Raw genomic sequence first — 16,030 nt, 5'->3', positions numbered from 1 at the left:
TTATTTTAGTATATTTGCGGCAGGTTTTTCTTAATAAATAAGTAAGTATTAAATGGATGTGAAAACTGCTTCTTCCCGTGAGAAGGGGATATACAAAGTGACGGTTGCCGGCAGCATCGTTAATTTTGTGTTAGTTGTACTGAAGTTTGTGGCAGGTGTCCTGGGGCATAGTGCGGCTATGCTGGCTGATGCAGTTCATTCATTATCTGATTTTGTGACGGATGTCATTGTCATCGTGTTTGTGCGCATTTCCAATAAGCCTCAGGACAAGGGGCATGACTATGGACATGGGAAATACGAAACATTGGCTACGGCTATTATCGGAATACTGCTATTATTCGTCGGTTTCGGTATTTTGTGGAACGGCGTCTCTTCTATTTACGCATTTATCAAAGGAGAACAGCTGGAAGCGCCGGGGATGATAGCTTTGATTGCCGCCCTTGTTTCTATTTTGTGCAAGGAAATACTGTATCGTTACACGGTTATAAAGGGAAAGAACCTGAATTCACAGGCGGTAGTAGCCAATGCCTGGCATCATCGGAGCGACGCCCTTTCGTCTATAGGGACCGCTGTAGGTATCGGAGGCGCCATCTTGCTGGGAGAGCACTGGCGGGTACTCGATCCGATAGCCGCTGTCATTGTCAGCCTCTTTATAATGAAGGTAGCCATCCAATTGCTGGTTCCTTGCATTGACGAGCTGCTCGAAAAGTCCCTGCCGGATGAAGTGGAGAAAGATATTGAACAAGCGTTGCTCTCTTTCCCCGGAGTCAGTGAGCCGCACCACCTCCGCACGCGGCGCATCGGAAGTTATTGCGCCATCGAGGTGCATGTGCGCATGGATGGAAGGATTACGCTGGAAGAAGCTCATACTACGGCTACGGCCATTGAAAATAAACTAAAAGAAATGCTTGGCGAAGGAACGCTGATTAATATTCATGTAGAACCCAAGAAATAGATGGAAAGTATATTGATTACAGGAGCCAGTGGATTTATCGGAAGTTTCATCGTGGAAGAAGCGTTGAAGCAGAAGTTCGGTGTGTGGGCGGGTATCCGTTCGAGCAGCAGCCGTGAATACCTGCGCAACCGTAAGATACACATTCTCGAACTGGACTTTGCGCATCCCAACGAACTGCGGGCACAACTCTCAGGGCATAAGGGAACCTACAATAAGTTCGATTACATCATCCATTGTGCCGGTGTCACCAAGTGTACGGACAAACGGGAGTTCGACCGGGTGAATTATCTGCAGACGAAGTACTTCGTCGATACCCTCCGCGAACTGAACATGATACCGAAACAGTTTATTTACATCAGTACGCTGAGTGTCTTCGGCCCTGTGCAGGAGAAGACTTACCAGCCTATTACGGAAAAAGATTCACCTCTGCCCAATACCGCTTACGGGCTGAGCAAACTCAAGGCTGAACTCTACTTGCAGAGCATACCCGCTTTCCCTTACGTCATTTATCGTCCTACGGGAGTTTACGGTCCGCGCGAGAAGGATTATTATCTGATGGCGAAGTCCATCAAGCAGCATACGGACTTTGCCGTAGGCTTCCGCCGGCAGGATCTGACGTTTGTCTATGTGAAAGATATTGTGCAGGCTGTGTTCCTCGGAATCGAGAAACAAGTATGCCGCCGTTCCTATTTCCTGGCGGACGGACAGGTTTACCGGAGCCGTGCTTTTTCTGATCTGATAAGGAAAGAATTGGGTAATCCGTTTGTAATTCGGGTAGTATGCCCATTAATTGTATTGAAAGTTGTATCTTTGCTCGCTGAATTCTGGGCGATGCGCAGCAAGAAGCCCAGCACTCTCAATTCGGATAAGTATAACATAATGAAACAACGCAATTGGCAATGTGATATCGGCCCGACTATCCGAGAGTTGGGATTTGCGCCCCAGTACGATTTGGAAAGGGGTGTGAAGGAAACCATTGCGTGGTATAAGAACGAGGGATGGCTTTAGATTTATTTAAAAAAGTAGAAACCCGGAAAGGGTTGTTTGCAGTAGAGAAGATAACACTTATATACAATTTGTTGACTTCTATCTTGATTTTGTTCCTTTTCCAGGAAATGGATCATCCTGCACAGATGTTGATTGACCGTGCGATGATTGCCGGCATGACTTTCCTGTTGATGTATCTCTACCGGCTGGCACCCTGTAAGTTCTCCGCCTTTGTGCGTATTGCTATCCAGATGTCCCTGCTTTCTTACTGGTATCCCGATACATTTGAGTTTAACCGGATATTCCCGAATCTCGACCACGTCTTCGCCTCGGTGGAGCAGTGGATGTTTGGCGGTCAGCCGGCGGTGTGGTTCTGCCTCCGTTTCCCGCATATGTGGGTGAGCGAGCCGTTCAATATGGGCTACTTCTTCTATTATCCGATGATATTGATCGTGGTGGTCTGGTACTTCATCTACCGTTTCGAATTCTTCGAGAAGTTATCGTTCGTGCTGGTCACTTCTTTCTTTATTTACTATCTGATTTATATCTTTGTTCCGGTGGCAGGTCCGCAGTTCTATTTCCCGGCTATCGGAGATGATAATGTGGCGCAGGGAGTGTTCCCTGCCATTGGAGATTACTTCAATCATAATCAGGAATTACTGCCCGGACCGGGATACGATCACGGATTCTTCTATAATCTGGTAGAGGGTTCTCAGCAGATCGGCGAGCGTCCTACGGCGGCTTTTCCCAGTTCGCATGTGGGCATTTCCACTATATTGATGATTATGGCATGGCGCGGCAGCCGTTGGTTGTTTGCTTTCCTGCTGCCTTTCTATTTGTTGCTTTGCGGTGCCACGGTGTATATCCAGGCGCATTACCTTATCGATGCGATTGTAGGCTTTGTTTCAGCTTTCGGTTTGTATGTGGTGGTGACGTGGATGTTCAAGAGATGGTTTGCACAGCCGATGTTCAAGTAGCCCCTGTCCGGTACATTACAGTTCCAATCTTGTTTCATAGAAGTGACACTTTTGTTCCACCGTATTGGAACTGATGTTCCTTAGGCAAGAAACATCAGTTCCTTAGGCAAGAATCTTTTGTTTCAATGCGGTGGAACAGAGCGGAACATCCTAAGCGGTTTGTCAGCCACACATAAACTTCATTTATTTCATGAGTTATCTTTAAAAAATCAGCCCTTGCCTTATTCTCATAAAGCAAGGGCTGAATAATTTATAGCAATAGTCTATATGCCTGTTGCAAAGGCTTACTTGACGCTTTTTGTAGCAGTTCCCGGTGGAACGTTATCGTCTCCTCCCGGTGTGGTACGCAGCGTGCGGAAAGTTGTGTAATAACTATATCCTACACCATTCTTGTTTTTGGCATAAGCACGTACATAGTAGTAAGTGTATGCCTTCAGACCGGTAGCATTGAGGGTGAATGTCTTATCGGCATTCAGCGTCACCTTGGTGTGATTATCCTCTTCTATGGTCGGTTCGGAATTGTTTTCGCTCCAGCAGAAACCTACCTCATCGATTCCGATTGCCTCGCTTCCGTCGCCACCGTCATTGGTAATCTTGCCGCTCATGGTGGCGGTAGTGCTGCCTATGGTGCTTTCCTCTATCTGGACGAAAGTACTTGGCGCAGAAGAGTAAGAGGTGACGAAGTTGGTGGGCGAGCTGTAAGAGGTACCTTTGGCATTGGTGGCATAGGCACAGATATAGTAACGGGTCCGGTATGCTAACCCTTTCAGTTCTGCTGTGAACGTATCATCCTTAGAACCGGATGCAACCTTGACGACTCCTGCCGCACCTATGGTGGGGCTGACAACAGTGGTGGAGTATACAAATCCTCTTTCTGTGATTTCAAGTCCGCCTTTGTCGGAAATTACGGCTTGCGCGGTAGAGTGGTCATCGTGGATGGCAGTCATCTCCATATTTACCACTTCGGGGGCTTTGGTCAGCGCCGTGGTGAACTCAAAGGCAGGACTGTAACCTGTTCCGTTCACGTTCTTGGCGTAGGCACGTACATAGTACTTTTGACCTTTCTCCAGAGAAGTCAGTTTCAGGCTGAAGTTGTTTCCACTACTTTCCGATTTCATCCAGCTGTCGGCTTCCAACGTAGGGGTAGAAGAAGTGCTGCTCCAACAGATACCTTTCTCCGTTACCTCACGTCCGCCATCGGTAGTGATACCGGCATTTACGGTCGCTTCTGTCTCACCTATTCCGGTTATTTCGGAGATGGTGACAGTGGGTTCGTAGGTACGTCCCAGCGTGAACAGAGTGGCTTCGCTGTAGAATGTACCGTCACGCGTCACGGCATAAGCAGTGGCATAGTATGATGCACCTTCATTCAAATCCTGCAGGTTTACATGAATCGTATTTCCCTGGTTCTTATCAGTGACGTGCGGCCCGTCTGTTGCGGGTTTGGTGGAGAAGATGCTGTAGCAGATACCTTTCTCCGTCACTTCTACGCCTGCAGGAACCTCTATGGAGCTGCTTAATGTGGCGGAAGTAACCTCGATGTTGCTTGCTACGGGAGTCGTGAGCGTGGCGACTTGCTTCTTTTCAGTCGTGAACGTGAGGATATTGCTATACCCTGTTCCTTTTTCATTGATGGCATACGCACGCAAGTAGTAAGTAGTCTCAGGGTTCAGGTCTTCAATGGTTTCACTGAAGTTGGGCGTTTCATCTTTGCCGGTCACGGTTTTCAGGTTTTCGGTGGTAGGCACCTGGCTTTCGGTGCTCCAGCAGAAACCGTATTCCGTCACCTTGAATCCTCCGTTTGTACTGATAGCCGCAGAAGGAGTGGCGGCAAAGGCCGTGACGTCTCCCATCGTACAGGTCAGTTGAGGAATCTTCAGCTCTTCGGTGGTGAAGGTTACCGCTTCGCCGTAGCCGGTTCCTGCTTTGTTGATGGCATAGGCTCTGACGATATATTTGGTCAGAGGCTGCAACTCGGAAAGTTGGGCACTGAAGTTTTCGGCTTCCATGCTGACTGTCCGGGTCTTGTCGTAAGTAGTAGGTTCGGGCATGCCTTCCTGATAAACCTTGTAAGCAAATCCTCGCTGCGTAACATTCTGTCCACCGTTGTCGGTGATGTCGCTGCTCAGCAAGGCTCCGTTCTCGTTGACGTTGGTGGCAACGGTGGTTGCCACTACGGGAGAGGTGCTTGAGAGAGTTTCAAACTGGATGACTTCTCCTTTGGCTACACTGCCTCCGCTGCGGGCGCAGATGCTATAACAATATTCGTTTCCCGGACTTAATCCGTCGATGAGGCAGGTATATCTGCCCTCCGTGGTGTTGTCCGGTGTGGCTGCAAATTCTTCCGCGTCCGTCAGCGAATTTCCCTTGGCGAAAAGGAAGAAGACCTCCACCTTGGCAATGCTGTTGGCGTGCTCTACAACACTGCCGGACAGGAGCGCCTCGAAGCGGGTCATGTCTGCGGCACTGTTGGTCACCAGCGTTGGCGGGTATGTTTGCGGTTCTTTGTCCTCGCTGCAACCTATCAGGCAGAATAGAAGAAGCAAGGGGAGAACCACGTTCTTTATCTGATTTATTTTCATTGTGATTCGCTTGTTTAGTAGGTTAGAATACAAATCCCAGACCGCCGGTCACTTCATGATACTTGAAGTTCACGGTGTGGAAACCTGCCGAGATGCAGAACTTGCCGAAACGCAGGATGCCGCCCAATTCACCGGCTACGCCTGTGGCGGAGTTATCCATATCTTTCACCTGTGTGCCTTCGGCATATTCTTTCTCGCCTATGGTCATGGGGGCGGCCAGTTCGTAAGTCAGCGTGCGTGTACCGTAACCGGCGCCGGCATAGAGGTAGAACTTCTTGCCCAGCTGGCGGAAATAACCGCCTGTGATGGACATGCGCGATTTGTTTTTCACACCTTCTTTATAGAAAGGCGGAGTCGTGGCATCGACACCTTCTACGATACCGTCCCCGTTACATTCCAGTTCGCCGCTTGCCGAACCGAAGTCGCTGCGGAAACCTACATAGAAACCGTTTTTCCGGCCGAAGCCCAGCATGGCGCCAAAGGTGGTTCCGTTGGGGTTGTAACCGGCTTGAAGCATGATGAGGGTGTTCATCGGCACTTTAGGCTTGATGGTGGACTCCATGTGGAAGGTGGGGCGCACGGTTTCTCCGGCGGTCACGTTCAGCAGGGTGTCGATGGGGAAGTAAGTCTGCTTCTCAATGCGTACCTTATATTCCTTGATGGCCATGCGGTCGCTGCGATAGGGGGTCTTTCCTACCAGAACGCTGTCGATATACACGTCGGCATCCTGTTCGGGCAGGGAGAAGATTTCCATGTAGCCGAACTTGGGTTTCAGGGTGACGCTCTTTATTACCTGTTCGCTGCCCAGCGTGACGATTCCGGCATCCGGCTGATACATGGGGGCTTCTACGCGGTAGGTATGTTCGCCCTTGGGCATGGTTGCGGAGAAGAGTCCGTTTTCGATAGGCACTTGTTCATCGTCCACATATACGTTGGCGTTGGCAGGCTCGGGGCGCAGTACGAAGAACTGCATGTTGTTTTCCACAACGGGCTTGTCCTCGCTGTCGCCGGTGTTCAGCACCATTTCGTATACGGTACCTTTTTCGATGATGTCCGGATAGAAGTAGTTTCGCATGATGCCCAGTTGGTCGTGCAGAATGGAGATACGGCGTGCGCCACGGGGGACGTACAGCCAGATTTCTCCGGTTTTGTTTTCGCGTGCCGTGATGCCGAGCGCGTCCGGTTCGAACGTCAGGTCCTTTACGTTGGTTACGATGCGGATCAGGGCACAGATTTCACCGTTCTGGTCTTTCTTCGGGGCGGTTACGCGTGCCGTGATGTCCGTTTCCATGCGGCTGAACGATGCGACGGCTATTTTGCTTTGCTGCGCCAGTGCGGCGGGGCAGCAGATCACTGCTACCACAACCGCTGCCAACCAGCATTTCAGTTTGTTTGATTTCATTCTATTGTTCGTTTATTCACGTTTTTATTCCGTTTCTGATTCTCTGGATTAATCATTCTGGTTCTGACTAATCTTGCTTATCGTCCGACAGCCACTTTCTGACCTTCCAACAGGTAGATGCCACTGTCCAGTCCGTGCACTTCGTTCACGCCTTCGCGGGCTTCGATGATGCGTACGGTACGTCCGGTGACGTCGTAGATGCGGATGGTGCGGTCGGCATCGGTGTTGATGTAGAGCACGCCGTCACGGCTGTAGGCTTTCGTGGTTTTGTCCGGGGTGGCGAATGGAATGTCTTCGATGCCGGTGATGGTGCCGTCACCGCCGCCGATGCTGTAGAGCATGGGGGCGCTGGCTGCTGCGGTTTTGCCTTCGTTGGTGACGAGGTAGGCACGGAAAGGATAGACGGCATAGGTGTTCCAGCCATCATTATAATTTTTAACGAATACACTACCGGCAGGGTATTCTTTATCATTACCGGAATACCATCTATTTTCATTCAATACATATACCGTATCGTGTTGCAGCACTCCCTCATAGGTCGGCACCAGGTCAAATTTAGTACCTTTGCTGCGTTTCAAAACTCCCTGAGTTGTTCCGAGGGTAATACCGTTGGTTGCATCGGATGCGGCAAATTTCACTTCACCGTTGATGTTGTTTTCACTGGGGTATTTGTCATTGTTCGGCATACAGATCAGATAAGCCTGATGCGCTTTAATTTCGGTGGCAGCTTTATACTTGCCATCTGTTCCTAATTCGTAGAGCCAGAAAGGTAATGTTCCGGCTGTTTCTAAAGCTGCGCTTCCGAAGGGTGCCAGTGAAATGGTTTCCTGTTCCTGACTATATCGTCTGGAGTAGGTGATTTCTTTGACATCAAAAGGTAACACAATTGTTTGCCAACCGGCAGCTTCACCGTAGCCACTTGTCTGATTGAAGTCTCTGGTATAAGTGACTTTCTTCGTTTTCATTGCCTTGTTAACAGAATAACGGTTGTTTGAGTAAGCAATGGCGATAGAATCCGTCATGCCATTGAAGAAGATATATCCTATGTTGTCTTTACTACTTACAGTTCCGTCTGCCGGTAAATAGAGGTTGTCTATCTGGCCGAATTTATCTTTGGGGAACTGTGCGGAAGAATTCCAATAAACGTTGGATAAATGATAATAGATGTTACTTCCATTTTCATAATAACTGCCATAACAACGGAAAGCAGAGTTCCCGAGTTGTATACTTTCAGCAGGAGTTATTTCCAGAGAGCTTTTTATGTTAGCGTTATAAAATGCACTATTGCCTATGGAAGTTACGTTGCTTGGTATCACTACCTGATTATAGGTTCCATAATAGAAAGCGGATTCTCCAATGCTGGTCACTTTAGATGGTATTGTCAGATTGTTGATCTGACTTTTGTTTAAAGCATTTCTACCTATGGAAGTCAGAGCTGCCGGTAGATTGATTTCCCGGATGGGGCAGTTTCTGAAAGCCTCGTCTTCTAATGAAGTTATTGTCTCGGGTAGTTTGACAGTATACAAACTATCAGTATCTGCAAACCAGTTTTTGATAGTAGTTAGTGAAGTGGCGGAAAGGTCGATACTTTTTATTTTTCTGCAATTGGAGAAAGCATTATCTTTAATTGTATTGAAACCCGCAGGCAGGGTTAATGAAGCCAATGAATAATTCTCTGCAAAGGCATAATTGCTGATAGTCTTTAAGGTGGCAGGGAACTTAACGTTGCGTAAGCTATCGCAATCATAGAAAGCATAATCAGGAATTTCCTCAAACTTACAATTTGATAAATCTATATTACGTAGTTTTTGACATTCATAGAATGTACAGAAGCCGAGTGCTGTCAGAGCAGCTTTGCCCATGTCAATGCTTTCTAACTTGTTACAATTGTAGAACACACCTCTTGCTGCACTGTCATAATACTGCCCTTCAAGATTAAAGCTGTTTTGCACTGTATTAATTATTTGAGTCAAGGAGTTGGGCAGTTTAATGCTTACTAAACTGTCGCAATTAGCAAATGTCCCAAAATGTAGTTCTTTCAGTCCTTCGGGCAAATTGATAGATGTAATACCCGTTTCACGGAAACTGTTATCTCCAATATAGGAGAGGGTAGAAGGCAATGTTACGGTTTTTAATTTGGTGCAACGGGCAAAGGCGCCGCTTTGAATACCTTTCACACCCGAAGGGATGGAAATACTTTTTAATGATCTACATCCGTAGAATGTAGAAGTAAGGATAGAGTCTATAGCAGTGGGCAGGGTGATGCTTTGCAAAGTATCGCAGCTGTAGAATGCTTTTTTACCGATTTTCTTAATAGTATTGGGCAGGGTTACAGTTAATAGACTGTCGCAATTAGCAAAAGCGCCCTCGCTGATAGCTTCCGGTGCAGCTCCTTCTGCAAAGAGTATATTCTTAACACCGGTATTGCTGAAGCCACCAATGGTTTTCATGCTTGGCGGGAAAGTAACGGTTTTTAATAGATTACAACCTTTGAAAGAATTATTGCTAAGGCTGACAACGCCATCGCTTAGGATAACTTCTGTCAGACCGCTGTTTTGGAATGCTCCTTCGTTGATTGTTTGTACACCACCGGGGATTGTAACTTTTCCTAAAGAGCTACATCCATCGAATGCATAATTCTGTATAGTCATGAGGCCGCTGGGAAGAACAATGTCTTTCAGCTTTTTACAGTTTTGGAATGTATAAGAACGGATATCCGTGACATTAGGAGGGAAATTGATACTTTCCATTTCCACACAATTTTGGAAAGCATAAGCATTGATTTCTGCTAAACTTCGCGGAAGCTGTACGCTCTTTAAAGGCGTGTTGGCAAAAGCATATTGTCCAATAATGATTAGCTTATTAGGTAAACTAATGGATTTAAGAGATGTACAATCCATAAATGCATTATTGCCAATGCTTCCAGTTTCTGTGGAAAGAGTTACTTGGGTTAAATTTTTGCAGTTCTGAAATGCGGATTCTCCTATTTCCGTTACAGTATTGGGAATAATGACAGATGTGAGAGCTGTACAATTTAGGAAAAAGCTTCTTGGTATAATAGCTATTTGGTTGGGTAATGTGATAGATTTAAGCGAAGTACAGTTGTTAAAACTTAAATTATTAAAGTCACTGACTCCGTTAGGTATCACTATAGAAGTGAGTGCGCTACATCCACTGAAACTTCCTGTTTCAGTTAAGCTTTCCGGTAACGTCAATGTGGTTAGTCCGGAACAGTTGTAAAAAGCACTATTTAGCCGTAATATACCGGCAGGTAATGTAATAGTGGTTAAACCGGTACATTTATTGAACATGAAAGGTGCGAGACGTTTGATACCTTCAGAAATGGTTATATTGGATAATTTTGTGCAGTCATAAAAGTTATAACCTAAATAATTGCTGTTACTGTTGTAATTACTACCATCAGCAGAGAGATAATACCATGTTAACTTATTGCCGATTCCCAAACTTGCAGGAATTGATACATTGGTCAGTTCCTGACAGTGATTGAAAGTATAAGCCCCCATGCCCTCTACTCCTTCAGGGATGATAATGGTGGTTAGTTTAATACAATAGCTAAATGCTTTGGGGCCAATCCACAATAAAGTAGTAGGGAACTCTATTTCTTTTAGGTTCACACAACGGGCAAAAGAAGAGCATCCGGGATAACTTGTATCATCATCACTGCTGGCATAGTCGCTTTTCGGGTTGCCATTTACTTTTGTCTTGTCCGTATTCCACGGATTATCTTCCGTCCAAGTACCGATACTCCATACATTTTTGGGAAGTACTATCTTCGTCAATGCTGCCATACCATAAAACATGCGGTCGCCGATAACATTGTTTTGGGTATAGTTTGCATTAGACCCTGTTCCGTAGTAGCTGGTCTTCTTGTCTTCTATAATATTGGCATTTTTCAAATCAAGTATTTTCAGATTACCTGCCATTGTACGAATGGTTAAGATATCAGCACCGTTTAGCGGACCTGTTATGGTTAGTTCTGTAACTTGTTCTTGTTCACTTTCTGGTATTTGAACAGAAAGAGTTCCGGCTTCAGTTAGAGTAATATTCTTTACAGTAGCGTGAATGCTAAGAATATTTGCCAGCACCATGCATACACTTACATAGAAATGTTTCAGCTTCATAGTCGTATATTTTTTATTATTATTTTTCATTGGAAGTTTATTTATTGCTGCGGGTATTTGGTCCCGGTGTCGGGTTGTCACCTTCTCCCGGATTTGGTTTATCCGCATCTTCAGTCGTGAAAGTACTGTAGCCGCCATAACTGATACCTTTGGCATTGATGGCATAGGCACGCACGCGATAACGGGTTTTACCTGTCAGTCCGGTCAACTTGTGGCGCATGGATGTGCTTCCGGAAGTGACGATGATTTTTGTCCCGTTCTCGATTGTGAGTTCTGTTCCGTCATCTACCATCCAAAGGAAGCCTTTCTCGGTAATGGTCAGTTTGCCATCACTTTCAATGTTGGCACTGAGCCAGGCTGTTGTTGCGTATATTTCGGATACGTTTGTATAGCCTACTGTCGGCTTCTTGGTTCCGTCATCATCTCCCGGTGTCGGATTATCGCCTTCGCCCGGAGGGAGTTTAGCCGTATTGAAGGTATTATATCCGGTGCTTGTTTCTCCATTCTTATTCTCTACATACCCATATACATAATATCCGGTGTTCTCCGTCAATCCCGTAATTGTTCCTGTTACCGTGTTTCCGGTTAGTTTGCCTGATACATTCGTATATTCGCTTTCGCCCGACTTTCTCCACATAAAGCCTTGTGATGTCAGTTCCGCACCTCCGGTACTTGTAACTTCAAAAGAGAAACTGAGGCTGTGTGCTTCCGTCTTGGTGCATTTCAGTTCGCCCAATGTGGCTCTTTCACTGCTTCCGGTCTCGAAAGAGAGTGTCTTACTATAACCCGTGCCTACTTTATTTACGGCATACGCACGTATATAATATAATGTATTATATCTAAGCCCTGTTAATTTAGTACTGAATGCGTCTTCTGTGCTTGATGAAACGAACTTGGTAGTATTATAGCCGTCAATTGTAGGATCGCCGGAAGTGGAAACCACAAAGCCCCGTTCTTCAATTGTCTCTCCTTCTCCACCGATATTGGCGATGGAAGCGCTTGCCTCTGCATTGTCATCCTTGATATTCATGACATTCAGTCCGTTCAGCGTAGGTTCGGTGTGCTTCGTCGTGGTGAATTGTTCCACTTCTTCGCTGTATCCCGTGCCTTTGGCATTGGTGGCATACGAACGGACATAATAAGTAACACCACCCTGCAAATCGCTGAGGCTGACAAGAATGCTGTTATCAGCTTCCGTAGATATGGCTACCAGGTCCTCCAGTGTCGGCTTGGCATTCGTGCTGCTGTAACAGATACCTTTTGCTGTCACTTCCAGTCCGCCATTGGTGCGGATGCTTGCGCGTACTTTAGCACCTGTTTCCGTTTTATCGTATACCGAAGGCTTGCTGACGGAAGGAGCATACGTGGTTTCGGTAGTGAACGCAATGTCGCCACTGTAGAAAGTACCGTCGCGGGTGATGGCATACGCGCGGGCATGGTAGGTATCTCCTTCTTTCAGACCGGTGATGGTGGCGGTTACCTTATGTTCCGTACTGCTGTCCGAAATTTTGGTTCCGTCTACTGATGGATTCGCTGTTTGCCCGTAGCAAATGCCTTTTTCTTTTATCGTACTGAAAGACTCATAAGCCATCTGTGCAGTAATAGTAACTGAAGAAGAAGTACGGTCTGTGACAGTAGCCTGTGTAAGTGATACCACCTGTTCTTTGTCGGTGGTGAACTCTACCGTTGCACTGTAGCCTACGCCTTTCTCGCTTTTGGCATACGCCCGCATGTAGTATTTGGTACTGGCTGTCAACCCTTTCAGAGTAGCGGAGAATCCTTTGGCACCGTCTTGTGCCTTTATATGCTGGCTGCTTTCGATGGTAGGCTGGCGGCTTTCGGTGCTGTAGCAGAAACCATATTCAGTAACCGTAAAACCGTGGTCTTCCGTGACTGCGCCCATGCAGACGGCTTCGTATGCAACGACCTCCACCGGCTTGTTGGCAAGACTGCCCGAGCCGTTGGCAATGACCATTGGGATTTTCTGTTGGCTGGTGGTGAACTTTACCGACTCACCGTAGCCTGTCCCTGCATCATTGGTGGCATAAGGACGAACGATGTAGGTAGTGTTGGCTGCCAGATCCGATAACGTTATTTCAAACTTATCGCCAATCACCAGTTTGGTGTTGTCGTCGAGGGTTGGATCGCCGGCATTCTCCACATACATGGCATAGGCAAACCCACGTACCGTAGGTTCGTAGCCGCCATTATCCAGGATGGTGGCTGTGAGGGTGGCGCCGCTTTCGGTCACCTCGGTGGCTTCGGCAATGCTTAGTGAAGGCGGAATGGCGTCTTCGGTGTTGAAGCTGCTGGTCTTTCCCTTGACAACGGATTTACCGCTGCGGGCAAAGATGCAATAGTAATACTTTTCTCCGGGTGTCAGTCCTACGACTGCGGCAGTATAGTTGTTGCCGTCTACCGGGGTAGCGTTCACTTCTTGTGCGTTGCTCAGGCTGGTCGAGGTAGAATAGAGAAAGCCTATTGCCAAATCCCCGGTACTATCGGGGTGTTTCGTAACCGTGCCCTGGAAGGTGGCTCCGAAACGGCTTAAACCCGTAACACTGTTAGTAGTCAGTGTCGGCGAATAGACAGAAGGCTCTTTGTCCTCTTCACAACCCATCACAAACGGCAACAAGAACAATAGCATACATACATGTCTTAATACATGCGCATGCCCAAATGCGTATTGTTGACCCATAAATTAAGTGTGTAAAATGTTGTTTAACGTTCTTCGTTACAAATATATATATAATTTTTGTCCTGTTATTCTTTTTTCATCCTAATAATTAAAAGATGTTAGTAAATTCTTTTATTTGTCACTGTTTTCCGTGACAAGATTGTCTTGTCCAACTATTTTATTGCTTCCTTATAGTGAAATAAAAAAAACGAAGAGGCAGGTAGTGGCTTAGTAGGTTGGGCACTTGCAAAACGTACCTGCATACTTTGTCTGTCGGCGGGTATATAGATGGGATGTGCAGGATATATAGATGGGACGTGCAGGATATATATATCGGACGCGCAGCATCTATATATCCTTCACGTTGGATATATAGGTGCTACGTGTCCGTCTAAAGGGGCTGTTTAGAAGTGGCTTAAGTCTATCAGCCCGAAGTTCGGGTCTTTTTCCGGTTGCCAGGTACGTACATGGATTACAGGTTCTTTGGGGTTGTTTAAATCCACCATCAGGAACAGATATCCCGTATCTCCGTAGCTGGATGAGAAGTAATCCTGCTTGATCTGGATGCCGTATATTTCGCCGCCTACGCCTGACTTACGAACCTGGTTGTCAGCAAATCGCAGGTTGATGAACTCCGAACTGCGGAAGATGTGCTGCAACTTCTTCATGTATTCCGATTTTGTCTGGCGGGTATATTTCACGGCTTGTTTACTCATGGGCTGTCCCTCGTTGGCGGCGGTGTGTTTCAGTACCGAACCGGTGATAATCAGCGCGTCATCCGAGAAGATGCTGTTGATGTATTCGTACCGTTTCAAGGCGTAAGCGGTCTTGTAGCTTTCCAGGAAGTTGATGAGCACGTTGCGCACGGTGTCGTTCCAGGAAGTTTGGTTCATGATGTCGTCCACGGCAGGTTTGTTGAGGCCGAAAGAGAGGCAGTCTATCTTGCCTTCCTTGTTCAGGGTGAAGACGACATCTTCTACAAAGGTGCGCTGGTTGCTCTTGAACTTGAAGCTCATGGGCAGGCTGCGGCAAGTCACTTCACCGTTGCATTCCAGGAACTTGAACTGCGGTTCGCTGACGATTTTGGCTTGTCCGTACTTGATAAGGCGGTTGAACATATCGTAACCGCTTTCGGTGCAGAGGGATTGTATGCCGTCGTAGTTGCGTGTGCGGATGGCGCTTTCCACTTTCTTCATGGCGTCTTCGTAGGCTGCCGATTCCATCGCTGAAAGGAAACGCATGCCGCTGTTCGTTGTGGCGGCACTGTCGGCATTTGCCAGTTGCACATCTTCGGTTTTCTCTTCGCCGGGTTTGGGCTCTTCGCCCTCCAGCTTCAAGGCGCAGTTGCGCATGGAGATGGGGTTGACGGTTCCCATCACTTCTGCCAGTTCGTTGTCGATATTGGCTTCGCCTTCAAACATATACTCTGTGCGGAGTTGCAGGTTGCGGGCGTTAGCAAGTACGGGCAGTTCCACGATGCCGGTGCCGTCTTTGGCGGAGAAGATGTTGGACCAGTCGCGACCGTCGAAGTAGGTATAGTCGTAGTTGCGGGCGGGCTGTCCTTTATAGAGCACCCGGAGGTTGATGGTTTTCAGGTCGCCGTCCAGATGTGTGCTCTCCATGCTTACTTTCAGGTTGGAGAAGATGTCATTCATCTGTTTGGGTATCCAGGTGGAAAGCAGCAGGTCTTTGCCGTCTTCGTCTTTCAGGGTGAGGAAGTTGCCGTCGGGATAGCTTTGCAGCAGGACGAGCGCCCAGTAATAGTAGCGCAGGGCGTCGGCTACTTGCGCTTTCTTCTCGGCGCGGGTGGCTTCTTGGGCGAAGTCGAGTATCTTTGTCTTGCGTCCGTCGAAGATGCGTTGTATTTCAGCCACTTTGATGTAGCGCATGACAACGGCTTCCGGTTCGTTTTGAATCACGATGCGGCGGGTATTGTTCAGCGTTGCACGCGAGTAGGTGTTGATGACGGACTTGAAGGTTTCGTCGACGGTTGCCTGGTCGCCGTTTGTTCCGCCCTCGGTCAGTTGCTCGAACTTGGAGGATACGTTGGTGGAAATCTGACTGATAAGTGCGGCGAGTGCCTCATTATCGGCTTTCTTAAGGGTGGAGGCGTTGCCCGTACCCCAGATGTAGTCTTTGCTCGTTTGTATCTCCTCGATGGATTGTCCCTTTGCGGCAAAAGCGATAAATAAGAATGTGATAATAGCAAATGCGCTCCTTTTCATGTTGTTGTATGTTTTCCAATTGTTTAATTCCTTGCAAAAGTAGAGTTTTTTTCTGTAATGCAACTTTTCGGACAACTATTTTT

General features: G+C 47.2%; 8 protein-coding genes. 3 read left to right on the top strand and 5 right to left on the bottom strand.

Features of this window, described 5'->3' with window-relative positions; translation table 11 throughout:
- Nucleotides 1-52 precede the first annotated feature (52 nt).
- Genes BUC01_RS01220 through BUC01_RS01210 form a run of 3 tightly spaced genes read left to right on the top strand, consistent with a single transcriptional unit; the run spans nt 53 to nt 2,919 of the window.
- Complete coding sequence (locus BUC01_RS01220) at nt 53-955, top strand: cation diffusion facilitator family transporter (protein ID WP_025830472.1); 903 nt, start codon at nt 53-55, stop codon at nt 953-955.
- Nucleotides 956-1,963, top strand: coding sequence for an NAD-dependent epimerase/dehydratase family protein (locus tag BUC01_RS01215; protein ID WP_073312460.1), 1,008 nt, complete (start codon nt 956-958; stop codon nt 1,961-1,963).
- Nucleotides 1,954-2,919 (top strand): phosphatase PAP2 family protein, encoded by a 966-nt coding sequence (locus BUC01_RS01210; protein WP_025830473.1) that lies wholly within the window; start codon nt 1,954-1,956, stop codon nt 2,917-2,919. Before BUC01_RS01215 ends, BUC01_RS01210 begins: the two co-directional genes overlap by 10 nt.
- Nucleotides 2,920-3,203: 284 nt before the next feature.
- Here BUC01_RS01210 and BUC01_RS01205 read toward each other — a convergent pair whose 3' ends face one another.
- The 5 genes from BUC01_RS01205 to BUC01_RS01185 form a co-directional block, all read right to left on the bottom strand.
- On the bottom strand, nt 3,204-5,501 hold the full coding sequence (locus tag BUC01_RS01205) for a hypothetical protein (RefSeq protein WP_025830474.1): 2,298 nt from the start codon (nt 5,499-5,501) through the stop codon (nt 3,204-3,206).
- Between the two features lie 22 nt (nt 5,502-5,523).
- Nucleotides 5,524-6,903 (bottom strand): PEGA domain-containing protein, encoded by a 1,380-nt coding sequence (locus BUC01_RS01200; protein WP_025830475.1) that lies wholly within the window; start codon nt 6,901-6,903, stop codon nt 5,524-5,526.
- Between the two features lie 77 nt (nt 6,904-6,980).
- On the bottom strand, nt 6,981-11,075 hold the full coding sequence (locus tag BUC01_RS01195) for a leucine-rich repeat domain-containing protein (protein ID WP_244895722.1): 4,095 nt from the start codon (nt 11,073-11,075) through the stop codon (nt 6,981-6,983).
- Nucleotides 11,076-11,082: 7 nt separating this feature from the next.
- Nucleotides 11,083-13,692 carry a hypothetical protein gene (locus BUC01_RS01190; protein ID WP_243462202.1) on the bottom strand — a complete coding sequence of 870 codons (2,610 nt, stop codon included), beginning with the start codon at nt 13,690-13,692 and terminating at the stop codon, nt 11,083-11,085.
- Between the two features lie 434 nt (nt 13,693-14,126).
- Nucleotides 14,127-15,947: an LPP20 family lipoprotein gene (locus BUC01_RS01185; RefSeq protein ID WP_025830477.1), complete on the bottom strand. Its 1,821-nt coding sequence runs from the start codon at nt 15,945-15,947 to the stop codon at nt 14,127-14,129.
- Nucleotides 15,948-16,030: the final 83 nt, after the last annotated feature.

Source organism: Bacteroides stercorirosoris (assembly GCF_900142015.1).
GTDB lineage: Bacteria > Bacteroidota > Bacteroidia > Bacteroidales > Bacteroidaceae > Bacteroides > Bacteroides stercorirosoris.
The sequence above is the reverse complement of the archived record's forward strand: the minus strand, read 5'-3'. Positions and strand labels throughout refer to the sequence as shown.